This window comes from Rhodopseudomonas boonkerdii (genome assembly GCF_021184025.1).
Lineage (GTDB): Bacteria > Pseudomonadota > Alphaproteobacteria > Rhizobiales > Xanthobacteraceae > Tardiphaga > Tardiphaga boonkerdii.
In genome coordinates, this window is record NZ_CP036537.1 from 2639617 (window position 1) to 2663941 (window position 24325).

Consider the following 24325-nt stretch of genomic DNA (forward strand, 5'->3'; position numbering starts at 1 on the left):
ACGGGACCTGGAAAATTGTGCGGCCAGCCTGAACCGGACTGCGATTTGTCTCACTTATAACAAGAAGTGGGATTGCAGTTGAGCCACACTTGGAACCAGTCATGGAGTCGGGTGTTGGGATGACAACCACAGGAATCGAGAGGCGGACAGGTCGATGGATCAGCGTCAGCCGTTTTCGGCGACCGACGATAATACATGGTTATCCGACCTGATCGCCGGTTTTGCGCGCACGGAAGAGTTGCGCGGCCAATCATGCAGCCCTGCCATCATCTCAGCCGCCAAGGCGCGGCTCGAGCGGCCGGCTAATGTCCGTCGATCGCAAACGGCTCACCGTGCCGAGCTTCTCGAACTTTCTTTCTGAAAGCTACTCGCCCGCCATCTGCAGCTTGGGCGATATCGCCCGCTCGACCGCGGCAAGACGAGCTTCCTCGCGGCTGATGTAGTCGCGGGTGAATGGCACCACGTCCTGGCGGCGCGTGAGCTGGATCTGGAAGTTCATCATGTTCTGCTTGCGGAACGACATTTCTGACGACGCCAGGTAAAACTCCCACATCAAGGCGAACCGCTCGTCATAGAGCTGCACGGCTTCCTCGCGCCGTGCCATGAAGCGCTCGCGCCAGGCTTTCAACGTCTCGGCATAATGCAGGCGCAGGATCTCGATGTCCGAGATCAGCAGACCCGCGCGTTCGATTGCCGGAAGCACTTCGGAAAGGGCGGGGATATAGCCGCCGGGGAAAATATACTTGGCGATCCACGGATTGGTGATGCCGGGACCTTCGGGGCGCCCGATGGAATGCAGCACCATCACGCCGTCCGGGCTCAACAGCTCCGCACAGCGCTTGAAGAAAGTGTCGTAATGATCGACGCCGACATGCTCGAACATGCCGACCGAAACGATGCGGTCGAACGGGCCGGGAACGTCGCGATAATCCTGCAGAACGAACTTGGCGCGGTCGGAGAGCTCCTTCTCCGTGGCGCGGGCATTGGCGACCTCCAGCTGCTCGGTGGAGAGCGTGACACCGGTGACCTGGGCGCCGGTCATTTCGGCAAGGTACAGGCCGAGCCCACCCCAGCCGGAGCCAATATCGAGAACGCGCTGATCTTTTTCGATCAGCAGCTTGGCGGCGAGGTGGCGCTTCTTGGCGAGCTGGGCTTCGTCGAGGCTGGTCGCCGAATTCTCGAAATAGGCGCAGCTATATTGCCGGTCGGGATCGAGGAAGAGCGAATAGAGGCGGGCGTCGAGATCGTAATGGTGGGCCACGTTATTTCGCGACCGCTGCCGCGGATTGAACTGCTGGGCGTGGCGAAGGAAGTAGCGTGCCCAATGCTGCAGCCTGGCCCAGCGCGGGGACATATCGGGCTGGGAGAGAGCGATGGCGAGGAGATCGGCAATCGTGCCGCGCTCCATCGTCAGCTCGCCTTCCATATAGAGTTCGCCGAGGGCGAGCTCGGGGTCGAATAGCAGTCGGCGCTGGGCCGCGGCGCTTCCGAAGCGGACGACAACCGGGGCCCCCGTACCGTCGCCGCAAACGAACGACTTGCCGTCAGCGGTTATAAATGTGAGCGCGCCACGGCGGATGTAACGGCCCAGGACGAATGATAGCAGACGATCCATCGAAGCCACTCCAATGATCCGATCGCGTGCCCGGCACAGCAGCGTAACCAAACGCCCCGCACGAGATCAACTGTCTCCCGAGTGTCATGATGATAGGTATGTCCATCCGGCCTCGCCAATGCGCTTGCCGCATTGCCGCCATACAATTTGCAGCGATCACGGTTTCGCGCACAGCCTTGCGACGCCGGGTCGCTTCCATTCGCAGCGCATTCGGCTACAAGAGATTCGGGTTAGATGAATTGTTATTTCGGGAGATTGAAATGTTGAGCCGAGCGCTCAGTTTAGCGACGGCGATGCTTCTGATTGGCTTCGCGACACCTTCCTCCCTCATTGCTCCCGCATCCGCCCAGAACCTCGAAGCCGGCAAGTCCCCGGCGCAGCTGTTCAATGGCAATTGTGGCGTTTGCCACAAGAGTGCCCGGGGCCTGCTAAAGAGCGTGCCGCCTGGGCAATTGCCCGGCTTTTTGCGCCAGCACTACACAACCAGCAGCGACATGGCGAAAGCCATGAGCGCCTATGTGATCGCCAACGGCTCCGGCGGCGGCGGTCGTCGCGGCAATGATGATGGCTTGACACGCCAGGGCCGCGAACTCAGCCGCGAGCAGGCGCCGGCGTCAGGTGAGGCTGCTCCGGCGGGCCGCCAGCGCCCCGCTGCTGCCCAACGTCAGCAGGCGCAACCCGGCCCCGATGGTGTGCCGCCCGCCGAGCAGCCGCCGCGTCGTAGCCGCGCCAAGCGTCAGCCGCCAGCCGAGACTGCTCCGGCCGGCGAGGCGCAGGCCCCTGCCGCCGCGGAGACCGAGCGCCCGTCCGACCAGAAGCAAAAGACCGGTCAGAAAAAGCGCCGTCATCAGGAAGAGCCGAAAGCGGACACCGCCAAGGACGAGCCGAAACCAGAGGTCAAGCCCGAGGCCGACAAGGCCGAGCCGGCGAAGGAAACTGCGCCGGCGAAACCGGCCGAAGCACCCAAGCCGGTGGAAGCGGCCACGCCGGAGCCAAAGCCCGAGACGTCGCCCGCAACCCGCGCCGATCCCGTACCGGCGGTGACGCCGGCCCCGAAAGAGCCTGAGCCGACCGCTCCGGCACCGGCTTCGCCGCCACCCGCAGCGGCGCCGTCGCCAGAACCGGCCAAGCCGGACGCACAGTAACGAAGATAGAGCGACAAACAAAAAAGCCCGGCCGTGAGGCCGGGCTTTCTGTTTGGACCGGATGACTTCGGCTTAGCCGTTGTCTTCGTCGTTGCCCTGGGCTTCCGGATCGAAGAACTCACCGGCAGCGGCGAGAGCCTCGGCGGCGGCGTCCTGATCTTCCTGGCGGGTCGAGATGTCTTCGCCGCGGTTGATGCGCTCGGCTTCAGCCTCGGAGCGGGCCACAGTGACGCTGACATTGACTTCGACTTCCGGATGCACGGCGATGGCGATCGCGTGCTGGCCGATGGTCTTGATCGGGGCGTCGAGCAGAACCTGGCTGCGGGAGAAGGTGACGCCATCGGCTTCGAACGAAGCAATGATGTCGCGCACCGAAACCGAGCCGAACAGCTGGCCGGTTTCCGATGCCTGGCGGATGACGACGACGTTGCGGCCGTCGATCTGCTCGGCAACCTTGGTGGCCTCGCCCTTGGCCTTGATGTTGTTGGCCTCGAGTTCGGCCTTCATGCCATCATACTTGGCGCGGTTGTCGGCGGTGGCGCGCAGCGCCTTGCCGCGCTTGAGCAGGAAGTTGCGGGCATAGCCGTCCTTGACGCGAACGACTTCGCCCATCTGGCCGAGCTTGGCGACGCGTTCCAGCAGAATGACTTCCATTTTCGATCTCCTTTGATGTGTTCGATTGATGTGAATTGAAGTGAAGCTATGTCAGGCCGCCGTCTCTGGTGGCTGACGTTCGCCGAGACGCCGGCGAAATCCGAAAAAGGCATCGGCAAGGCCGAGACAGGCCATCACGAGCATCGGCCAGCCGAGCACCAGCACCATCGCGTAGATGAGGCTGAGTACGAGTGTGCGGCTGCGCATGCCGATCGTGAGCGCATGCAGCGTGGCGAAGCCGGTGAGAGCGTAGGCCATCAGCAGGGTCGCCGAGACGATTTGCGCGAACATGCCGACGATGCCGCCGAGGAAGGTCAGTGCAATCGCGACACACAGCGCCACCAATGTCATCGGGGGCAGCGCGAGGGTGCGCAGATCCGGCCACGGCCGCTTGAGTCGGCCGGAGGTCGATGTGATGCGGCCGGCCAGCCAGAGATTGAGCGTCAGCGTGATGATGGCGACCACCGATGCGGCAGGCGGTGCGATCATCGCGATAGCGGCGGCGATGTTGTCGGTATCGCCTTCGGTGCGGCCCGTCATGATGCGCGCGAAGGAGCGCTTGAGTGCCCCGAGAATGGTTTCGCTGTCGGTGCCGAGGGTGAGCAGTGCAGCCATCGTGGTGATGGAGGCGAAAACCGCGATCCACAGCAGGATGCGGCCGATCGGATACCACTCCATCGCAGGGCCGGAGTTGCCGGTCACCGAGGCAGGGGCCTCGACGGGCCGGCCGAGCAGCGCGAGATGGCCGAGCCACCAGGCGGGCAGTGCGATGGTGACGGCGAAAATGGCGAGATAGCCCATGCCGAACAGCAGGCCGAGTGAGGTCGCAGCGGCAATGCCGCCGATCGTGGCCGTCATCGGTCCCCAGCCGAGGCAGGCAACCATCAGCGGCAGCGGGGCGAGATAGAACAGGAATATGGAGATCAGCGCGCCCGAAACGATCGAGGCGAACATCACCGCAGAAGCGGCGCCAGCGGCAAGCGCGATCAGGAGACTGGAGATCATCAGCTGTCCCGCCCCCTTTGAGCGGTTAGGAGCATTTCGCCCCAACCATCGGCGACCGGACGACCCGGAAGCCTTATGAGTTTTCATCGGTCATTCCGGGGCGGTTCGACGCCGAAGGCGGCGGGCCGAACCCGGAAACTTGCAGAGTTTTAGCCAGGTCGAGGTTCCGGGTTCGTCTGCAAGAGCAGACGCCCCGGAACGACGGAGTTTGTTAGCGGATCACGTAGGGCAGCAGGCCGAGGAAGCGGGCGCGCTTGATGGCACGGGCCAGCTCGCGCTGCTTCTTGGCGGACACGGCCGTGATGCGGCTCGGCACGATCTTGCCGCGCTCGGACACGTAACGCATCAGCAGCTTGCTATCCTTGTAATCGATCTTCGGCGCATTGGCGCCCGTGAACGGGCAGGTCTTGCGGCGACGGAAGAACGGACGACGTGCACCAGCTTCAGCCATTAATCTTACTCCTCAACCGATGCATCTTCGTCGCGGCCACGGCGCGGGCCACGCTCGCCACGGAAACCGCCGTCGCGGTCGCCACGGAAGCCGCCACCCGGACGGTCGTCGCGCTCACGATCGCGATCGGCCTTGCGCATCATCGCCGACGGACCTTCCTCGTGCTCTTCCACGCGGACGGTCAGATAGCGGATGACGTCTTCATTGATGCGCTCCTGGCGCTCGATCTCGACGATCGCCGAAGACGGCGCGTCGATGTTGAGCAGCACGAAGTGCGCCTTGCGGTTCTTGTTCATGCGGTAGGTGAGGGAACGCACGCCCCAGTTCTCGGTCTTGGTGATCTTGCCACCAGCGCCTTCGACGATACCGTTGATCTGCGCGGTGAAATCTTCCACCTGCTGTGCGCTCGCGTCCTGACGCGCGAGGAAGACATGCTCGTAAAGAGCCATGGGAGTCCTTTCCAGTGTTGGCGCGTCACCCGGCGGCAAGCCCTTCGAACCCTTCGGAAAGGACTCGACTGCTCAGAAGGCGGAAGCACGGGACGACGGGCCGACTGGCCCTATCTCAACATAATCTGTGAATGGATTGTGCTGCGACCGTCCGTTCAGCTCCCGGCCGGGATCTGCGGATCGGAGCCTTATACGGATTTTTGCCGCGATGGCAAGAGAAAGGGACGCGAAAGCGCCGGTTTGGCGGGTATTCCGGCGGCCGGCGCCGGGAAGACGGTTCTGGCGCTGCAGCTTGACATTCGGTGTCATGCCAGTGTCTTACGGCGCACGTTTTCAGCAGTTTAACCGAAAAAGCGAGACCGGGGCGAGCCGATGACCGCAGCATTCACATTTCCCGGGCAGGGTTCCCAGGCCGTCGGTATGGGCAAGGCCCTGGCGGAGGCGTTTCCTGCAGCCAGGGCGGTCTTCGACGAGGTCGATTCGGCGCTCGGCGAGAAGCTGACTGCCATCATCTGGGACGGCCCGGCCGAGACCCTGCAGCTGACCGAGAACGCGCAGCCGGCTTTGATGGCTGTCTCGCTCGCTACCATGCGCGTGCTGGAAACCGAGGCCGGTATTTCCCTGTCCAAGGATGCGGCTTTCGTGGCCGGCCATTCGCTCGGCGAATATTCGGCGCTGGCGGCTGCCGGCAGTCTTTCGATCAGCGACGCCGCCCGTCTGCTGCGGACCCGCGGGCAGGCCATGCAGAAGGCCGTGCCGGTGGGCGTCGGCGCCATGGCCGCGCTGCTGGGCATGGACTATGACGCCGCCGTTGCCGTCGCCGAAGAGGCCGCGCAGGGACAGGTCTGCCAGGCCGCCAACGACAATGGCGGCGGCCAGGTCGTGGTGTCCGGCGACAAGGCCGCCGTGGACCGCGCCGTGGAGATCGCTAAGGCCAAGGGCGCCAAGCGCGCGATGCTGTTGCCGGTGTCGGCGCCGTTCCATTGCAGCCTGATGCAGCCGGCGGCCGATGTGATGGCCGAGGCGCTGGCCAAGGTCACCATCAACAAGCCTGCCGCGCCGCTGGTGTCCAACGTGCTGGCTTCCGCGATCACCGATCCCGACGAGATTCGCCGCCGCTTGATCGAGCAGGTCACGGGCACCGTGCGCTGGCGCGAGTCGGTGGCTTATATGGCGGGGCAGGGGGTGACGCGTTTCCTCGAGATCGGCGCCGGCAAGGTGCTGAGCGGTCTCGTGAAACGTATCGCGGATGGCGCTGTCGGCGTTGCCGTCGGCGGTCCCAATGACATTGCCGCAGCGAAGGATGCGATCAGCGCGAGCTAGGCTCCGTTCTTCACCTCTCCCCGGTGGGTGAGGGGATCGGAGCGTCGCTGCTCTTTAAGAGATGGGCTTTGGCTTAGGGCCACATGGAGAATCTGATGTTCGATTTGACTGGCAAGACTGCGCTCGTCACCGGCGCCACGGGCGGCATCGGCGGCGCGATCGCGACCGCACTGCATGCGCAAGGCGCCACCGTTGCGCTCTCCGGCACCCGCCGCGAGGCGCTGGAAGCGCTGGCTGCCAAGCTCGGCGACCGCACTCATGTGCTGCCCTGCAATCTTTCCGAGGCGGCCGAAGTCGAAGAATTGGTTCCGTCGGCCGAAAAGGCGATGGGGCAGCTCGACATTCTGGTCGCCAATGCCGGCATCACCCGCGACAATCTGTTCGTGCAGCTGCGCGACGAGGATTGGGACAATGTCATCAACGTCAATCTGACGTCGACTTTCCGTCTCGCCCGGGCTGCTACCAAGCTGATGATGCGCAAGCGTTTCGGTCGCATCATCGCCATCACCTCGGTGGTGGGTGTCACCGGAAATCCCGGGCAGGGGAATTACACTGCTGCGAAAGCCGGCCTCATCGGCATGATGAAGACCCTCGGCGCCGAATACGCCAAGCGCGGCGTCACCGCCAACTGCATCGCGCCCGGTTTCATCGCCACGCCGATGACCGATGTGCTGAACGACAAGCAGCGCGAAACGATTCTGACCAAGGTGCCGGCGGGGCGTCTCGGCTCGCCCGAGGATATCGCTGCGGCGGCGGTTTATCTGGCCTCCAATGAAGCTGCCTATGTCACCGGACAGACCATTCACGTGAACGGCGGGATGGCCATGATCTAAGCTTGCGGGTTCCCGCAACGCCGTGATTCAATTGAGCTTTGGACGGTCGTCCCTGCATGTGGCAATGCCATGTGATGTGTGCTAATCGAGCGTCCAACGGTGGGGCAAAGAAGGCCATTGCAGGATGTTGAAACCCTGTATATTGGCGGGGCCGAGCCTACCGTTTTCGCGAGGCTCCGCCCGGGACGGCGGGGCCATTCCACACAGCGCGAGAGCGCTAAGGTTTAACGAGTTAAACGCTCCATGATGGCTCGTATCGTCTACGGACGAGCCTGGGTAACAAGCACGAGGTTGAAATGAGCGAGATTGGCGAGCGAGTGAAGAAGATCGTGGTCGAACACCTTGGTGTCGAGCCCGAGAAGGTGATCGATTCCGCGAGCTTCATCGATGATCTCGGCGCTGACAGCCTCGACACGGTCGAGCTCGTGATGGCGTTCGAAGAAGAGTTCGGCTGCGAGATTCCGGACGATGCTGCCGAGACGATTCTGACCGTCGGCGATGCGACCAAGTTCCTCGAGAAGAATGCCAAGAGCTAACTTCTTCGCGTGACACATTCTGAAGCCGGCGGGATCGCGTCGCTGCGGTCCTCCGGCTTCTTGCTGTGAAGCGCGGGAATTGGCTTTTGAAACAAGCTGTGGAGATGCAGATGAGGCGGGTAGTCGTCACGGGCCTGGGCATGGTGTCGCCATTGGGCTGCGGCGTCGAGCCGACCTGGAAGCGTATCCTCAATGCCGAGAGCGGCGCGAAGCGGATCGACACATTCGAGGTCGCCGACCTGCCGGCACAGATCGCCTGCATGATTCCGCGCGGCGATGGCAGCGCCGGTACTTTCAATCCCGATCAGTGGATGGAGCCGAAGGACCAGCGCAAGGTCGACGACTTCATCGTCTTCGCCATGTGCGCCGCCAAGCAGGCGCTCGACGATTCCAACTGGCATCCGACCAGCCACGAAGATCAGTGCAATACCGGCGTGCTGATCGGCTCGGGTATCGGTGGTCTCACCGGTATCGCCGAAACCGCAATCACACTGAAAGAACGTGGTCCGCGCAAGGTTTCGCCGTTCTTTATCCCTGGGCGCCTGATCAATCTGGCGTCAGGTTATGTCTCCATCGAACACGGCCTCAAGGGCCCCAACCATTCCGTCGTGACGGCATGCTCCACCGGCGCCCATGCGATCGGCGACGCCGCGCGCCTGATCGCACTCGGCGATGCCGAAGTGATGGTCGCCGGCGGCACGGAATCGCCGGTCAGCCGTATCGCGATGGCCGGCTTCGCCGCGGCACGCGCGCTGTCCACCGGCTTCAATGACACGCCCGAAAGGGCGTCGCGTCCGTACGACAAGGACCGTGACGGTTTCGTGATGGGTGAGGGTGCCGGCGTCGTCATTCTGGAAGAATACGAGCACGCCAAGGCCCGTGGCGCGAAGATCTATGCCGAAGTAGTCGGCTATGGCCTGTCCGGCGACGCCTATCACATCACATCGCCGTCGCCGGACGGCGATGGCGGCTTCCGCAGCATGAGCGCCGCTTTGAAGCGCGCCGGCATGGCGGCATCGGATCTCGATTACATCAACGCCCACGGCACATCCACGCCGCTCGGCGACGAGATCGAGCTCGGCGCCGTGCAGCGGCTGCTGGGGAATGCCGCTTCGAAGATCGCGATGTCGTCCACCAAGTCGTCCACCGGCCATCTGCTCGGGGCGGCCGGGGCCATCGAGGCGATCTTCAGCATTCTGGCGATTCGCGATAATGTTGCGCCGCCGACCATCAATCTCGACAATCCGTCAGTGGAAACCGCGATCGACCTCGTGCCGCATAAAGCGCGCGCGAAGGAGATCAATGTGGCGCTGTCGAACTCTTTCGGCTTTGGCGGGACTAATGCATCGGTGATCCTCAAGCGGGTGACCGGTTAGAGCATGATCCGGCCTGAAAACTGGTACTCATTCTTCGGGGTCTTGCGGTAGAGATCTTCCACCGTTTCGCCGCAATCCGCTCTGATTGCTGCTGTGGGCGTATGTTATTGATGGAGCTCGGATTCGATCCAGGATTCGATCCCGTCACGAATGGACTCTAGGTACATCGATGAGTGAGCGGTCGCCCATTTCGCCCCGAAGCCCGCGCGCTGCGCTGGAACCCGAGCAGGTTCCGCCGCCGCCCAGGCGGTCCGACGTGGCACGCAGCCCACTCGTCGTGTTCGGCAACGCCGTCATCACCTTCATCATTCTCGTGATGCTCGCCACCGGGGGCGTCTATATCTACGGCAAGCAGGCACTGGAAGCTCCGGGGCCGCTGCAGGAAGACAAGGTCGTCAACATTCCCGCCCGCGCCGGCAAGGGCGATATCGCCGAAGTGCTGCAGCGCGAGGGCGTGATCGACGCCAATCGCTGGGTCTTCCTCGGCGCTGTGTTCGCACTGAAGGCCGCCCAGGATTTGAAGCCCGGCGAATATCTGTTCCAGAAGAACGCCAATCTACGCGATGTCATCGGCACCATCGTCGATGGCAAGGTGGTGCAGCATTCGATCACGATTCCCGAGGGCCTGACCTCCGAGCAGATCGTGGCCCGCCTGTCCGAGAACGATATCTTCACCGGCTCCATTCGCGAAATGCCGCGCGAAGGCACGCTGCTGCCGGAGACCTATAAATTCCCGCGCGGCACGTCGCGCGAACAGGTGATCCAGCGCATGCAGCGCGAGCAGAAGCGTGTGCTGGCGGATATCTGGGAACGTCGCAGCGGCGAAGTCCCGGTGAGGACGCCGGAGCAACTGGTGACGCTGGCCTCCATCGTCGAGAAGGAAACCGGCCGTGCCGACGAACGCAGCCGCGTCGCCGCCGTGTTCGCCAATCGTCTGCAGAAGAAGATGAAGCTGCAGAGCGATCCGACCATCATCTACGGTCTGGTCGGCGGCAAGGGGACTCTGGGCCGCCCGATCAAGCGCAGCGAGATCCAGCAGCCGTCGCCCTACAACACCTATGTCGTCGATGGCCTGCCGCCCGGTCCGATCGCCAATCCCGGCCGCGCCTCCCTGGAAGCGACCGCCAACCCGGCGCGCACGCGCGACCTGTTCTTCGTGGCCGATGGCACCGGCGGTCATACGTTCACCGAGACCTACGACGCGCACCAGAAAAATGTCGCCAAGCTGCGCGCGATCGAGAAGGCTGCGCAGAACGACGCTGTGGAGCCGCCCGAGGAGCAGCCGCAGGCAGCGCCGGTCGCGCCTGCCGGGGATGGCAATTCCACGGCTGGTGCTGTCGCGCCGCGTCAGGCGCCGGCCAAACAGCAGCGTCCGCGTAATCCGCCGGCCCGTCAGGGCGCCGCACAGCCTAGCGGCACGCCGGTCGCGCAATAACGAGACGCGTCAACCGCGCCGATTTCCGTTCGATTTTCCTCGGGCTCGAAAGGGCCTATTCTCGTTTCGGTTCGCGTCTGCGCGAATCCCATTCTGAACCTTGGAGACGTTACGCGATGGTGTTGTCGAGCATGACCGGCTTTGCGCGGAGCCACGGCACCAGCGGCCCCTATACGTTCGAATGGGAATTGAAGTCGGTCAACGCCAAGGGGTTCGATCTGCGCCTGCGCATGCCGCAGGGATTTGACGAGGTGGAAACCGCTGCCCGCAAACGCGCGGCCGAACTGCTGTCGCGCGGCACCGTCTACGCCAATCTCACGGTGAAGCGCGCCAATGCTGAGGCTGCCGTGCGTATCAACGAGGATGTGCTGAACGCTGTGCTGAAGATCGCGGCCGAAGTCTCGAGCAAGATCGATGCGGTCGCGCCGAGCATCGATGGCCTGATGAATATCAAGGGTGTGATCGAGATGGTCGAGCCCGAAGCCGATGAGGCCGAGGAGGCTGCGGCGAAGACCGCGGTGGCTGCGGCCTTCGAGGAAGCGCTGAAAGCGCTCGTCGATATGCGCAAGCGCGAGGGCACGACACTGGGCGACGTCCTCACCCAGCGTCTGGGCGAGATCGAGGCGCTGTCGAAGAAGGCGGAGGCGGCGCCGGGCCGCAAGCCGGAAGCGATCCGTGCGCGTATTGCCGAGCAGGTCGCGACGCTGCTCGATGCGTCCGATCGCTTCGATCAGGACCGCCTCACGCAGGAAGCGCTGATGATCGCCACCAAGGCTGATATCCGCGAAGAACTCGACCGTATCGCCTCGCATATTTCGCAGGCCCGCGAGATGATCCGAAAGGGTGGCCCGGTGGGGCGGCGGCTGGACTTCCTGTCCCAGGAATTCAATCGCGAGGTGAACACGGTCTGCTCCAAGTCGGGTGATCTCGAACTGACCAGCCTTGGCCTGGAAATGAAGAACGTGGTGGAGCAATTCCGCGAACAGGTTCAGAATCTGGAGTGAGCATGTCGAGCTTCGAGGGCGTCGAGCGCCGTGGCCTGATGTTCGTGCTGTCGTCGCCATCGGGCGCTGGCAAGACCACGTTGACGCGCATGCTGATCGACGAGATTTCCGATCTCCGCATGTCGATCTCGGTGACGACGCGGCCGCCGCGGCCGGGTGAGGTTGATGGCAAGGACTACTATTTCGTCGATCAGGCGAAGTTCGACCGGATGGTTGCGAACGACGAATTGCTCGAATGGGCAAAGGTGTTCGACAATTGCTATGGCACGCCGAAGGCTCCCGTCGAGACCGCGCTCGCCAACGGCCACAATGTCTTGTTCGACATCGACTGGCAGGGGGCGCAGCAGCTGAACTCGCGGGCACCCAGCGATGTCGTCTCGGTCTTCATCCTGCCGCCCTCGGTGCAGGCGCTGGAGCAGAGGCTGCATACGCGCGCGCAGGATTCCGCAGATGTCATCCGCGGCCGCATGAAGAAGGCCGGCGACGAGATGAGCCATTTCGACGCTTATGACTATGTGGTCGTCAACGACAATATCGGCATCGCCTTCGAAGCCGTGAAATCGATCCTGCGCGCCGAGCAGCTCAAGCTGGAGCGTCAGGTCGGCATGGTCGCCTTCGTGCAGAAGCTGCGCCAGCAGCTCTGATCACTGCCTGCTGGCCGTCCAGCGGCCGCTGCAGCCGTTCGACATCTGCATCGAGCCGCCGCCACTGCGGCCGGACAGGCGGCCGGTCATGACGGCGCTGACACTGCCGCTGCTGCCGACCCCCTGCAATACGCCGCTCGGACTGATGCTGCCGCCTCCGCCGACGCTCCCGCCGGAGATCGTCAATGTGCTGCTGGCGGTTTTGCCTGCACACACCGAGGATTGGCCGATGAATGCGATCAGCCAGGTCCCGTCGAACCTGGCGGCACTGCCACCGCCGTCTCCGGAGGAGCCGCGGCGAGCCGGAGCTGCGCGCTGCTCGGATCGCTCGCGGTGGGCAGGTCTTGCAGCCCGTGGTTCGGAGGACGAGCCGGACAGCGATTTGTTGTCATTGCCGAGGCTACCCCCGGTGGCGCCCTGACTGCGGGCGTCGCTGCCGCCGAGCGCGATCATGAGCAGGCCGGCGAGGGCGACGGATTTCAAGAGGATCTGCTGGGGTGCCATGGGCGGTTACTGTTTGGATGCGACCCAGCGGCCCGAGCATCCGTCGGATCGCTGGAAGGTGCCTGAGCCGGAGCGGCCGGACAGGCGGCCCAGGCTGGTGACGCCGATGCCGCTGTAGTTGCCGGCGCCGCGCACGGCGCCGCTGGCGCTCACCGTGGCCCTGCCGTTGCCGGTGCTGCCCGTCATCCGTCCGCCCGCCACGACGAACTGTTCCGTGAACGTTTCGGTGCAGCCGGACGTGCCGACGCTGGAGATAGACCAGACGCCGTCGAGACCTCCTCCGCCGCCCTCGCCACGGTTGCGCGGCGCCGCCTGACGGCGCGGTGCAGGGCGCTCGGAGCGCTCGCGGGCAGCACGCGGTGCCGATCGGGATTCCGGCGCGGAGCCCGATAGCGTCTTGTTGTCGTTGCCAAGGCTGCCGCCCATGGCGCCTTGCGCGAAAGCCGCGCCGCCCGAGAGAACCAGAGCCGCGGCGCAAATCATCAATCCGGATCGAACAGACATCGCAAATCGGCTTTCAAAAATGAGGTGCTTACAATTTCGCGTCGGGGCCTTTGACTGAATTGGCGCAAATGGCGCCGACGATTGAACACGACTTTCCTGTCTTGCTGCACTGATCGATGGCGGCATCGCGCGCTTGCGCCAGCGTGGTGCGCGCGACCAGCGACCAGTTGCCGCCAAGGGCTGCAAAGGCCCCGCAATTCGATCCGTAGAACGACAGTTCAAGCGGGCAGGCGGCAGAGCCGCATTGCGCGCGCGCCTTGCCGACGGCGGATTTACGCGATGGCTGGTCCCAGGACATGCCCCATTTCTTGTCCTTGGCGTCGAACACGATGGCGCCCCATGGTTTGACGTCCTGGATCGTACGCAATCGCTGCAGCAGGCCTTCGGTGGCTTCGCCGGTGGGCGGCAGGCCGCCCTTGAGCTGGAAGTCGCGGATCGCCACTGCGATGCCGTTCTTGCTGTTCAGCGGCTCCGGATCGAAGTTGAGTTCATAGAGACGATCGCTGATCTCGGAGAGTTTGACGGGATCGGTGATTGCCAGTTTGTCGAAGTCGATGCGTGGCGCATCCGACAACCGTGCCTCCTGCATCGGCTTGTCCGGCACCACCACCGGCACGGCTGGCGCGGGTGCGACGAAATAGAAATTTCCGTCGATGGGCGATGACGACACCCAGGGCTGCTGCGCGCCACCTGTTGAACGCTTCACGGCCAGGCCGACCTGGTTGAAGGTCTGGAAGATGTCGAGGCCGGCCTGCCGCACGGTCGTCGCGAGCGCCTTCGTATATGGGCTGTTGCCATCGGCGCCGTCCTGCGCCACCGAGCCGGGCTGGGTGGCATAGGAGATCAGCGTGCCTTCCGGCGCGCGCATCTGCGCCAGACCGCCTTCGGCAGCACGCAGCCCGCGGGCGCCGAAGGGATTGTTCCGGCAGGCGTCGAGGATGACCATGTTCAGGCGCGTGCCTGAGCCCTGCATCTGCCGCAGCACCAGATTGACGTCGACCATCTGGAAATCGACATCGGCCTCGCGGGTCGGATTGGCGCTGACGGGGACGAGATAGTTTGAGCCCGCCACCTGCACGCCGTGGCCGGCATAATAGAACAGCGCGACATCGGCACCCTGCACCTGGCGGCCGAAATTCTGCACGGCGATGTCGAGCGACGGCTTGTCGAGATCGAGCTGCGCGCCGCCGCCAACCAGCGTGAAGCCGAGCGTGGACAACGTCTGCGCCATCAGCCTGGCGTCGTTCTTGGGATTATCGAGGCGGGTAATGCTCTGATAGTTCGAATTGCCGACGATCAAGGCAATGCGTTTCTCGGCATGGGCGATGCCGAGTGTCGTGAGCAATGCGAGAAGTATCAACGCGAGCGATCGCGCGTAACGGACAAAATGGTCCATGATCTCTACCCAGCAATGGGGATCATGGTAACGGGCACGACGTGAATCGCAATGGGTTGGATGCGCAGTCCTCGCTCCGCCTCTCATGGCGAGGAGGCCTAGCGGCGCAATTGCGCCGCTGACAGCGCCGTCTCGAACCATGAGATGTCAGAGCTCGCCCATCCTTCGAGACGCCGCGCAAGTGCGCGGCTCCTCAGGATGAGGCAGAGTAGGGAGCGAGTAGGCTACCGGCTGTCGCCTGTTACGCATTCGCCAGCATGATGCGGCCGACCACTTTACCGGCGCGGAGCTGGTCGATCCATTTCTGGGCGTCGGCCATCGGCTCTTCCTTCATGGGCGTCGGCTTGACCTTGCCGGCGCGGGCGAGAGCCATCAGCTCCTTGGTCTCTTCCAGCGTGCCGACCATGAAACCCTCCACGGTCAGGCGCTTGTAGATCCACTGGACCATGGGCATGCTGAATTCTCCGCCCATCAGGCCGGACACCACCACCTTGCCGCCACGGGCTGCTGCAGCCACGGCAAAGTTCATGGATTTGTCATTGCCGGCGAAATCCACCACGCCATCGAAGCCGCCGTCGTTCTCCTTCACGATGCGCTTGGCAATGTCGGGCTCGGAGGGATCGTAAGCAAACGACGCGCCGTTCTTGAGCGCCGCCTCGCGGGCGGCGGGATTGAGATCGGCCACCGAGATCGGTTGCTTGAACATCGCTTGGGCGAGGGAAAGACCAGCCATGCCGACGCCGCCGAGACCGACCAGTAGCAGATTGCGCTGACGCGGACGATCGACCAGGCGCTTCAGCGCGCCATAGGCGGTGATGCCCGAGCACATCAGGGTCGCCGCCACATTGGTCGGGAGTGGGTCGTAATCGAGCAAGTATTTTTCGTCGGGCACCAGAACATGGGTGGCGAAGCCGCCATCGATGGCGACGCCGAGGAAGCGATTGCGGGTGCACAGGTTCTCGTCGCCGGCGAGACAGTCGCGGCACTTTCCGCAGCCGATCCACGGGAAGACTGCCTTCTTCTTGCCGACCAGCGACTGATCGCCTTCGGGGCCGACTTCATCGACGATGCCCGCGATCTCGTGGCCGAGGGTGAAGGGCAGCGTCATGCCGCGCGTGGTGTCGAGCCGCTTGCCGCCGCCGAGATCGGCCCAGCCATCCTGGATGTGCAGGTCGGAATGGCAGAGGCCGCAGCGCTCGATGCGCACGAGCACTTCACGCCCTTGTGGTTTCGGCGTGTCGACGATGGTTTCGCAGAGCGGAGCGTCGAACTTGACCAGCGACTGGCGGATCATTTTTGTCATGGTTGTTTCTTCCCTGAGCGTCGTTGGCGACTAGCAAACACAGGTTGGCGGGAAGGGCAAGTGGGCGGCTTACCGCCGCGAATGCGCGAGTGCCGCACGGCGGAAGATGAGGCGGCGCAGGCGCGACTGACGCGTGGCGCCGCGCGATGTCGCTGGCTCCACCACCACATGCAGCAGGCGCGCATAATCGAGCACCAGACCGGGCGTCCATGCCATCGCTTCCGCGCGCCGGCGCAGGACGCCGGCGATCCAGAGTTCGGGCGTCGTTACTGCGCGGAAGAAAGCGCGCCACGGCCGTCCGGTATGGCCGAGTACGCCTTCCAGTGCGGCATCGAGCGCGTGAGCGACGGCGCTCGAACAGTTCCGGCTGGTGAGGTTGTAGGCAGTGTCGCTGCGATAGGCACGCCAGAAATGGCGCACGCGCAGGCGGTCGATCTGCGTGAAATGCACGTGCTCGGTGGCCTCGCACCAGCCTGCGGCTTCCTCGGTATAGCTCGGTAGGAAGCGGCCGGGAATGTCGTTGTCGACGCTGGCGCGCAGCACGCGGCCGAACTCTTCCGGCGAGCGATCGATTTCAACGGCCGGGTAGTGACTGATATAGACGTTGGGCGTGAGTTCGAGTGCGGCATGGCCGGTCGATATCCGGCCTCTGCTATCGACGGCTGCGATGTAGCGATCGACAAGCGGACGCCGGCGGTGAGTGCGGCCCGGTCCGGCAGGTGTCCAGACATGGACGACCAGATCGCCGTGACCGGCATCGTCGGGCTTGGCCGGCACCCATAACGCCGTGGGGAAAGCTCCGCCGATCAGCATCGAGATCGGTGCATCCGCCGGCAGTTTTCGCAGCCGGTTCGCGAGCAGCATGGTGCCCCAGCCGGAAATGATCAGTAAAGCGCCGACATTGAATCCGATCGTGCCTTCATACCATGTCGGCCACGGCTCGAGCGTGATGATGGCGAGGATGATCTCGACGATGCCGGCAGCCATCGCCATGCGCCAGTTATCGAAGCGGACCACCCATGCACTGGCGATCCGCAGGCCGCCATCGCAAAGCATGACACCGCCGAGCAGCATGGCGATCAGCATGTTGGAGTGGCGCGGCTGTGCGATGATGATGAGTGCCGGCAGCAACAGGATCACGGCCTTGGCAAGCTGCTGAGTGCGCCGCTGGGTGGCGACCATGCCGGCGAGCAGACTAATAAGGCCTTCAAGCAGCAACAGATAGCCGAAATAATGCGGTCTGATGAGCGTCGCGCCATCGAGCGCATCCAGCATGATGAACAGGCCGAGCGCAGCCCAGATCGCGCCGATCACCAGCAATGCGCGCCAGCGACGCTGCACCACTTCGGCGCCAAGCAGGAGGAGCAGGAGTCGGATCATGGGCGGTCTCGGTCTGCGTGCAAGGCTTCAACCTAGCCGGCAGATGTTTAACTTTTCCATGCCAGGGATAGCGCGATTTCTCACGGCGGGCAGGCGGTTCATGGCGTCCATCGGTTCCAATCTATGGTCGCGCGCTGCGGTGATCGCCGCGGCCATGATCTTCGGACTGACCTACAGCCTCAGCGCCGCGCTGCTGGCGCAGGACCTCTCCGAGCGCGGGCATTCCGATGCGTTCATCGGCGCCAACGCCGCCATGCATGCAGTCGGCGTGCTGGCGATGGCCTTTGCGCTGCCGCGCTTGGTCGGCGGCATCGGTGCGCGGAAGCTTGTCCTGATCGCGCTGGTGATCGCCGCGGCCGCGCTCGTGCTGTTTCCGGCGATGCCGGCGATTTGGCTGTGGTTTCCACTGCGCATCGTTCTTGGCGCCGCGTCCGAGACATTGTTCGTCATGTCGGAGACGTGGCTCAATAGCCTGAGCACCGACCAGACGCGCGCACGGGCGATGGCCGCCTATACCGCGGCGTTGTCGCTCGGCTTTGCGCTCGGACCGCTGCTGCTGTCGCTGATCGGCACCGAGGGAGCGACTGCATACTGGGTCGGCGCGGTGTTCGCGCTCGCGGCTGCGGCCTGTCTGGCGATGCCGGGGATCAGCCAGCCGACCTTCGACAAGGGCGGTCACGGCAATCCGCTCAGCTTCGTCATGCTGGCGCCGATCGCCATGGCGGCGACGGTCCTGCACGCGTCGGTGGAGAGCAGCGGCCTGTCCTTCCTCGCACTCTATGCGCAGTCGCTGGGCTGGAAGGAAAGCGAGGCGACGCAGCTGATGTCCTGCATGATGGTCGGCGCCATCGTGCTGCAATTGCCGATCGGCTGGCTCGGCGACAAAATCGATCGCCGCAAACTGATCATTGCGCTCGCTGCGCTGGCGGTGATCGGCGCACTTGTCTGGCCGCTGGCGTTGCGCTCGCCGTGGACGACCTATCCATTGCTCTTCGTGTGGGGCGGCGTGTTCGTCGGCATCTATACGATCATGCTTACCATCGTCGGCAGTCGCTTTTCCGGCAGCAGTCTCGTGGGCATCTATGCCGCGATGGGGCTGATGTGGGGCGTGGGCGCATTGGTCGGGCCGGTCGGTGCGGGCGCGGCGATGCAGTGGATCAGCCACGGATTGCCGCTCTTCGTCGCGTTCGCGTGTGGCTGCTTCCTGCTCGCTGCGCTGTGGCAGACGCTGCGCGGCGGCGCTGCAACGTAGGGCGGACTAGCGAAGCGTAATCCGCCGGCCGATTGAATAGTTGAAACTCCGCGGCGGATTATGCCTTCGGCTAATCCGCCCTACGGGTCTTCCGCAATTCCGCGAGTTCATTCGCCATCGCAACGAAGCCTGACACCGGAATGGTCTCGGCACGTCGTGTCGCTTCGACGCCCGCAGCCGCAGCGAGCTTTTCCGGATCGACGCCGAGCGGTTTCAGGCTCTGGCGCAGCATCTTGCGGCGCTGGTTGAAGGCGGCGGCGGCGACCTGCTCGAGCAGGCGGCGTTCACACGGCTCGGGATTTGCGCGTGGTTTGAGACGCACGACCGACGACGTCACCTTCGGCGGCGGCGTGAAGGCGGCGGGCGAGATATCGAACAGGATCTTGGTTTCCGCGCGCCAGTTGGCAAGCACGCCAAGCCGGCCATAGGCCTCGTCGTCACCGACAGCGACGATGCGCTCCGCCACCTCGCGCTGGAACATCAGCACCATCATCTCGTACCACGGCGGCCACGGTTCGGTGCAGAGCCAGTCGATCAGCAACTGCGTGCCGATATTGTAGGGCAGGTTGGCCACGATACGCGCGGGTGCGCCACCCAGTAGCGGGCGCGGATCGAAGGTCTGCGCGTCCCCGAGCACGATCTCGAGCCGGCCGGGATAATGTGCGGCGATTTCCTCCAGCGCGCCGATGGCACGTTCGTCGCGCTCGACGGCAATCACACGCGATGCGCCGGTCGCGAGAAGCGCGCGGGTGAGGCCGCCTGGACCGGGGCCGACCTCGACCACCGTGACGCCTTCGAGCGGTCCCGCCGCGCGCGCGATGCGCGCGGTGAGATTGAGATCGAGCAGGAAATTCTGGCCGAGCGATTTTCGCGCCGAGAGGTTATGGCGCGCGATGACCTCGCGCAGCGGCGGAAGATCGTCGATCGTGCTCATGCGGCCGCGTCTGCCATCCGTGCTGCGAGCTTGAGGGCGGCGATCAAGCTGGACGGATTGGCCTTGCCGGTGCCGGCGATGTCGAAGGCGGTGCCGTGATCCGGCGAGGTGCGGATGAAGGGCAGGCCGAGCGTGACATTGACGCCTTCGTCGAACGCAATCGTCTTGATCGGGATCAGCGCCTGATCGTGATACATGCAGATCGCGCAGTCATAGGTCGCGCGCGCCGCCGGATGAAACATCGTATCAGCGGGAAGGGGACCGCGGGCGTCGATGCCCTCGTTCTGCAGCACGGTGACCGCGTGCTGGATGAAGGCGAGCTCCTCGTCGCCCATGCTGCCGTCCTCGCCTGCGTGCGGATTGAGGCCGGCGATGGCAAGGCGCGGGCGCTTGATGCCGAAGCGGGCCTTCATGTCGTTGACGACGATGCGTGCGGTCGCGGTGATCAGGGGACCGTTGAGCTGTTCGATGGCATCGCGCAGCGCGACATGGATCGTGACCGGCACGACGGCAAGCTCCGGCGACCACAGCATCATCACCGGCAGCGGCGCCTTGCCGTCCCCTGCAGCGAGTTCGGCGAGGAATTCGGTGTGGCCGGGATGCTCGAACCCGGCGCGATAGAGCACGCTCTTGGCGATGGGATTGGTGACGACGGCGCTGGCATGGCCGGCCTCGACATCCGCGACGGCCTGACGGATCGAGGCGATGACCGCAGGCGCGCTGGAAGCATCGGGGCGACGTGCCTGCGCTGTGACCGTGTGGCCGGTGGAGACCATGGGCAGCGCCGCGCTGAAGATGTCTGCAGCGCTTGCGGGTGTCGCGTCTGCGAGGGCGATGTCATGGCCGAGCGCCGTTGCGCGTGCCGTCATGAAATCGCGGTCGCCGAGCAGATAGAACGGCGGCAGATCGAGCTCCTGCCGCTTCAGCCAAGCGGCGATGGCGATGTCCGGGCCGATGCCGGCGGGTTCGCCGAGGGTCAGTGCGAGAGGCTTTGTCATGCGGACGCTTTCAGTCGCGGCCGCAGCCGGATCGTGGAATTAGCGATATTCGATCATCGCCGCCTTGCGAAGGTCGGCAAGATACGACTTCGACTTGGCGTCGAATTTTTCGGCGGACATTTTCTCGCGGATTTCGCGCTTCTTCGGCGTATCGATCTTGGTGGGCTTGCGCGAGCACAGCGCGACCATCTCGATGCCCTGCGCGGTGACTTCCGGGGCGGTGAGGTGGCCGATCGGGGTCTTGTCCAGCATGTCGCGCAGGTTGGGCGGCAGATCGGCCGAGGTCTTCACGACGATGCCCTTGACGGTGGCGTTCTGCATCCCCTTGAAGGTGTTGCTGGCTTCTTCGCAGCTCTGGATGCGTCCGCGCAGCGCTTCGGCTTCCTTGTGGCGCGCTTCCATCAGGCCGCCGCCGGCGCCGCGTGGTACGATCAGGACCAGCGGGCGCATCTGATACTCGAAGGCCTCGGTATTGGCATCTCCAGCGCTTTGCGCGGCGGCATCGACGTCGCGCTCGCTGACCTGCAGGCTCTGCTTGAAGCGTCCGCGGACGACGGCATTCCAGACCATGTCGGCCTTCAGGCGGCTCTTCAGCGTGTTGGGCCGAATACCCTTGGACGCCAGCGACTGGGTCAGCTGATCCGGGGTCAGGCGCATGCGCGATGCCATGGTGGCATAGGACGCATCGACCTCGGAGGCGCCGGGGTCGACGCTGTATTTCTTGGCTTCCTTGATCTTGACCTTCTCGTCGATCAGCGCATCGATGACGGCCTGACGGCTGTTCTCCTTCACCCCCGACAGTGCGTTCAGCTTCATCCGCTGGTCGATGTCCATATGGGTGATCGGCTCGCCATTGACGATGACGGCGACGCTCTGGGCATGGACCGGCGATGCCGCCGAAATGACAACCATCGCAGCAGCTGCCATTGCAGCGTGCACAAGGTGACGGGTGTTCATCGCGTTCATCATTCTCCGGAAAATATGGTGGTTTGTCCCCGGTGCCGGGTTGGTCGCGCATACATCGCGGCCGAAAACGGAAATTTCGCGGCATCCGGCGTGCGAGCGTCCGAATGTCGCGATCAGGTGATCAATAAACAGTGCCGCCGGTGCCGGTACCGGCCTGAGTGCCGCCAAGTGTACGCAAGCCCAGCTGGAACATCACCGTGTGACTCAGGACCGGCGGGGTCGAGAGATTGGCGACGTAGCTGTATGAGGTGACGTAATTCAGCGCGAGGATGAAGCAATCATCCACATAGCCGGCGCCGACCATATACTGGTCGATCTTGTTGGCTTCCAGATTCCAGCGCGCGCCGCCGGTCACCACCCAGTTATTCGCCAGCTTGACCGAGCCGGTGCCGAGCAGGCCCTCGCGGCGGGTCAGGTAGCCGAGCTCGACCTGCGGCGCGTAGTTGCCATACAGCATGCTGACCGACCAGCGGTCGAAGCTGGCGCGGCCTTCCGCCTCGAAGCGCGAGATGTTGCCGGTGGCTTCGTCGATCCGGGCCCGGGTCGAGAATGAATAGGTGCGGTTCGGCGCATAGCTGACGCTGGCGACATAGTCGGAGCGCGGGTTCTGCAGGCCCGAGGCCACGCCGGTATTGGTCAGGTCGGCAACGGCGAAGGAATTCATGCCGAACAGCTGATAGGATTGGCCGAACAGCACCTTGACCGAGCCGCCCTGATCGAACTGGGTGGTCGCCTGCACGCCGACATTGGCGCGGCCGCCGCCCTCGACGCGGTCGTAACCGGAGAACTTGTTCACGCTGAACAGGTTGCTGGTGTCGAAATTCATGCTCTGGGCGTCTTCGTTGGGAAGACGGCCGGCATAGGTCTCGTTCGGACGGATAATGACCTGTGCGATCGGCTCGATCACCGTCGAGCCCCAGGGCTGCACGTTGATGAACGGATAGCGATATTCGAGGCCGATTGTCGGCATCACCCGAAGCGCTTGGGTGTCACCGGGCGTCAGAAAACGTTCTACGCCCGGCTGGTTGGAAATCGACGCATCGATGGCATCGACCCGAATGCTGGCGAACGGCGTGAATATCTGGCCGAGGTCGTCGGTGAACGACCGGCGCCACTGTGCTTCGGCAGTGAAGCGGGTGTAGGTGCCGGGAATCCCTCGGAGCAGGCAGTTTGCAGGACTGCGTGCGGCAGAGTCAGCAGACAGCGTATTACACGCGCTCAACCCCGTAAGCGGATCGACCTTTGAATTGATCGCGTCATACTGCGCGTCCTGGCGCGTCAGGCTGGTGAAGTTGAACTTGTAGCTGAGCTCGCCGCCCAGAATGTTCTGCTGCAGAACGTTGTTGTAATCCAGCACCGGGTGGATGTCCGGAACCTGGCGCTGGTTGCCGGAGAAGCTCGTGTAGTGGATCGCGCGCAGATCGAAGAAGCTGCGCTTGCCGACGCCGGTCAGGTAGAGCTGCGACACGGCTTCGGTCGTCAGGTTCAGGAACGACTGATACGGGTCCCGGTACATCGCCAGGCGATAGTCGTACAGGAAGTTGTAGTCGCTGAGGGCAACCGCGTCCCAGCCCCAGACCCACTTGTCGTTGATGGCAAACTGGCCTTTGGACTCGACGCCGCCGCGCCAGTCCTTGTCGCCCACCGTATTGGCGAAGGCGTTCCGGTCCTGCTGATTGATGCCGTAAGCGCGGATCTGATAGGCGCCGTCCATCAGGCGCTGGCGGAATTCGCCCTGCATCAACAGGCCCTGCCGCGTCGTATAGCGCGGCATCAGCGTCAGGTCGTAATCCGGCGCGATGGCCCAGTAGAACGGCGTTTCGATCGCATAGCCGAAATTGGTGTTCTGCGAGAAGCCCGGCATCAGGAAGCCGGTCTTGCGCTTCACCGTCGGATCGGGCGTCGAGAAATACGGGATGTAGGCGAGGGGCACGCCGAAGAATTCGACGCGCGCATCCTCGAAATACATCATCTTTTCGGTCTGGTCGTGGATGACGCGGGCACCCTTGACCTGCCAGAGCGGCGGCTTCTTCGGATCGTCCTTACAGGCGGCGCAGGCGGTGTAGACGCCGTTCTGGAACACCGTGTAGTTGCCCGCCGTGCGCTCGGCGCGGGTCGCGGCCATGCGGGTCGCATCTGCCGTATCGACGCGCAGCGAGTCGACGAAACCGTCGCGGTAGTCGTCGCTGAGGTCTAGCAGGTTGGCATAGGTGATCTTGCCGTCGGCGTCCGTCATCCTGACATTGCCTTCGGCATGCAGGCGCTTGGTCTTCTGGTCGTAGATGACCTTGTCGGCCTCGACCGAGGTGCCGTTGTAATACATCTGCACGTTGCCGACGGCGGCGACGCGCGAATTGTTGTAGTCGTAATTGACCTCGGTGGCCTGCACCAGCATCTGCCCGGTCTGGGCCGCCGGCGGCGGCTTCGGACGGGTGGCCGGGCGGTTATAGGTGAAGCTCTGGGCGTGCACAGGCGTCGTCGCCGCCGCGCCAAGCGTCACGGCCACGCACATCATGGTTGCGGCGACCGTTGTGATCGCGCGAGACGTGCGTCCGCAATCTGCACAAATGTGCAGTTTCGAGATCATTTTCCGCGCGCGGAGGGCGGCAAAACCAGCC

At 63.9% G+C, this 24325-nt stretch carries 24 protein-coding genes; 10 read left to right on the forward strand and 14 right to left on the reverse strand.

Going from position 1 to position 24325, the window contains the following annotated elements:
• Positions 1–154 precede the first annotated feature (154 nt).
• Complete coding sequence (locus tag E0H22_RS12225) at positions 155–361, forward strand: hypothetical protein (protein ID WP_233025897.1); 207 nt, start codon at positions 155–157, stop codon at positions 359–361.
• Positions 362–364: 3 nt separating this feature from the next.
• Here the strand turns inward: E0H22_RS12225 and E0H22_RS12230 are convergent, their stop codons facing one another.
• A complete protein-coding gene (locus E0H22_RS12230; RefSeq protein ID WP_233025898.1) occupies positions 365–1615 on the reverse strand; it encodes a cyclopropane fatty acid synthase in 1251 nt (416 codons plus the stop codon).
• Between the two features lie 494 nt (positions 1616–2109).
• On the opposite strand from E0H22_RS12230, the gene E0H22_RS12235 reads away from it, so the two are divergent.
• Positions 2110–2760: a hypothetical protein gene (locus tag E0H22_RS12235; protein WP_233025899.1), complete on the forward strand. Its 651-nt coding sequence runs from the start codon at positions 2110–2112 to the stop codon at positions 2758–2760.
• A gap of 72 nt (positions 2761–2832) precedes the next feature.
• Here the strand turns inward: E0H22_RS12235 and rplI are convergent, their stop codons facing one another.
• The 4 genes from rplI to rpsF form a co-directional block, all read right to left on the reverse strand.
• On the reverse strand, positions 2833–3414 hold the full coding sequence (rplI, locus tag E0H22_RS12240) for a 50S ribosomal protein L9 (protein WP_233025900.1): 582 nt from the start codon (positions 3412–3414) through the stop codon (positions 2833–2835).
• A 51-nt stretch (positions 3415–3465) separates the two neighbouring features.
• On the reverse strand, positions 3466–4419 hold the full coding sequence (locus E0H22_RS12245) for a YybS family protein (RefSeq protein WP_233025901.1): 954 nt from the start codon (positions 4417–4419) through the stop codon (positions 3466–3468).
• 211 nt (positions 4420–4630) lie between these two features.
• A complete protein-coding gene (rpsR, locus tag E0H22_RS12250; protein ID WP_011158623.1) occupies positions 4631–4870 on the reverse strand; it encodes a 30S ribosomal protein S18 in 240 nt (79 codons plus the stop codon).
• A 5-nt stretch (positions 4871–4875) separates the two neighbouring features.
• Positions 4876–5319 (reverse strand): 30S ribosomal protein S6, encoded by a 444-nt coding sequence (rpsF, locus tag E0H22_RS12255; RefSeq protein WP_233025902.1) that lies wholly within the window; start codon positions 5317–5319, stop codon positions 4876–4878.
• Positions 5320–5691: 372 nt separating this feature from the next.
• On the opposite strand from rpsF, the gene fabD reads away from it, so the two are divergent.
• From fabD to gmk, 7 genes are all read left to right on the forward strand, one after another.
• Positions 5692–6642 carry an ACP S-malonyltransferase gene (fabD, locus tag E0H22_RS12260; RefSeq protein ID WP_233025903.1) on the forward strand — a complete coding sequence of 317 codons (951 nt, stop codon included), beginning with the start codon at positions 5692–5694 and terminating at the stop codon, positions 6640–6642.
• A gap of 95 nt (positions 6643–6737) precedes the next feature.
• On the forward strand, positions 6738–7475 hold the full coding sequence (fabG, locus tag E0H22_RS12265) for a 3-oxoacyl-[acyl-carrier-protein] reductase (protein WP_233025904.1): 738 nt from the start codon (positions 6738–6740) through the stop codon (positions 7473–7475).
• A 296-nt stretch (positions 7476–7771) separates the two neighbouring features.
• Positions 7772–8011, forward strand: a complete 240-nt coding sequence (locus E0H22_RS12270; RefSeq protein ID WP_056294916.1) for an acyl carrier protein — start codon at positions 7772–7774, stop codon at positions 8009–8011.
• Positions 8012–8121: 110 nt separating this feature from the next.
• Positions 8122–9387 (forward strand): beta-ketoacyl-ACP synthase II, encoded by a 1266-nt coding sequence (gene fabF / locus E0H22_RS12275; protein WP_233025905.1) that lies wholly within the window; start codon positions 8122–8124, stop codon positions 9385–9387.
• A 169-nt stretch (positions 9388–9556) separates the two neighbouring features.
• Positions 9557–10822 (forward strand): endolytic transglycosylase MltG, encoded by a 1266-nt coding sequence (gene mltG, locus E0H22_RS12280; protein ID WP_233025906.1) that lies wholly within the window; start codon positions 9557–9559, stop codon positions 10820–10822.
• 116 nt (positions 10823–10938) lie between these two features.
• The gene (locus E0H22_RS12285) at positions 10939–11826 is read left to right on the forward strand and encodes a YicC/YloC family endoribonuclease (protein ID WP_233025907.1); all 888 of its coding nucleotides are present in this window, start codon (positions 10939–10941) and stop codon (positions 11824–11826) included.
• Positions 11827–11828: 2 nt separating this feature from the next.
• Entirely contained in the window at positions 11829–12470 is a 642-nt protein-coding gene (gmk, locus tag E0H22_RS12290) for a guanylate kinase (protein ID WP_233025908.1), read from the forward strand.
• On the opposite strand, the gene E0H22_RS12295 is transcribed toward gmk, so the two are convergent.
• The 5 genes from E0H22_RS12295 to E0H22_RS12315 all read right to left on the reverse strand — a co-directional run bounded on the left by E0H22_RS12295 (position 12471) and on the right by E0H22_RS12315 (position 17557).
• Entirely contained in the window at positions 12471–12974 is a 504-nt protein-coding gene (locus tag E0H22_RS12295) for a hypothetical protein (RefSeq protein ID WP_233025909.1), read from the reverse strand.
• Between the two features lie 6 nt (positions 12975–12980).
• Positions 12981–13478: a hypothetical protein gene (locus E0H22_RS12300; RefSeq protein WP_233025910.1), complete on the reverse strand. Its 498-nt coding sequence runs from the start codon at positions 13476–13478 to the stop codon at positions 12981–12983.
• Between the two features lie 28 nt (positions 13479–13506).
• On the reverse strand, positions 13507–14874 hold the full coding sequence (locus E0H22_RS12305; protein WP_233025911.1) for a caspase family protein: 1368 nt from the start codon (positions 14872–14874) through the stop codon (positions 13507–13509).
• A 241-nt stretch (positions 14875–15115) separates the two neighbouring features.
• On the reverse strand, positions 15116–16177 hold the full coding sequence (locus E0H22_RS12310; RefSeq protein WP_233025912.1) for an alcohol dehydrogenase: 1062 nt from the start codon (positions 16175–16177) through the stop codon (positions 15116–15118).
• Between the two features lie 69 nt (positions 16178–16246).
• Positions 16247–17557, reverse strand: a complete 1311-nt coding sequence (locus tag E0H22_RS12315; RefSeq protein WP_233025913.1) for an HdeD family acid-resistance protein — start codon at positions 17555–17557, stop codon at positions 16247–16249.
• A 100-nt stretch (positions 17558–17657) separates the two neighbouring features.
• On the opposite strand from E0H22_RS12315, the gene E0H22_RS12320 reads away from it, so the two are divergent.
• Positions 17658–18809: an MFS transporter gene (locus tag E0H22_RS12320; RefSeq protein ID WP_233025914.1), complete on the forward strand. Its 1152-nt coding sequence runs from the start codon at positions 17658–17660 to the stop codon at positions 18807–18809.
• 70 nt (positions 18810–18879) lie between these two features.
• Here the strand turns inward: E0H22_RS12320 and rsmA are convergent, their stop codons facing one another.
• From rsmA to E0H22_RS12340, 4 genes are all read right to left on the reverse strand, one after another.
• The gene (gene rsmA, locus E0H22_RS12325; protein ID WP_233025915.1) at positions 18880–19743 is read right to left on the reverse strand and encodes a 16S rRNA (adenine(1518)-N(6)/adenine(1519)-N(6))-dimethyltransferase RsmA; all 864 of its coding nucleotides are present in this window, start codon (positions 19741–19743) and stop codon (positions 18880–18882) included.
• Complete coding sequence (gene pdxA, locus E0H22_RS12330) at positions 19740–20741, reverse strand: 4-hydroxythreonine-4-phosphate dehydrogenase PdxA (protein ID WP_233025916.1); 1002 nt, start codon at positions 20739–20741, stop codon at positions 19740–19742. Before pdxA ends, rsmA begins: the two co-directional genes overlap by 4 nt.
• A 39-nt stretch (positions 20742–20780) precedes the next feature.
• Positions 20781–21698 (reverse strand): SurA N-terminal domain-containing protein, encoded by a 918-nt coding sequence (locus tag E0H22_RS12335; protein WP_430715251.1) that lies wholly within the window; start codon positions 21696–21698, stop codon positions 20781–20783.
• A 130-nt stretch (positions 21699–21828) separates the two neighbouring features.
• A complete protein-coding gene (locus E0H22_RS12340; protein ID WP_233026334.1) occupies positions 21829–24219 on the reverse strand; it encodes an LPS-assembly protein LptD in 2391 nt (796 codons plus the stop codon).
• Positions 24220–24325: the final 106 nt, after the last annotated feature.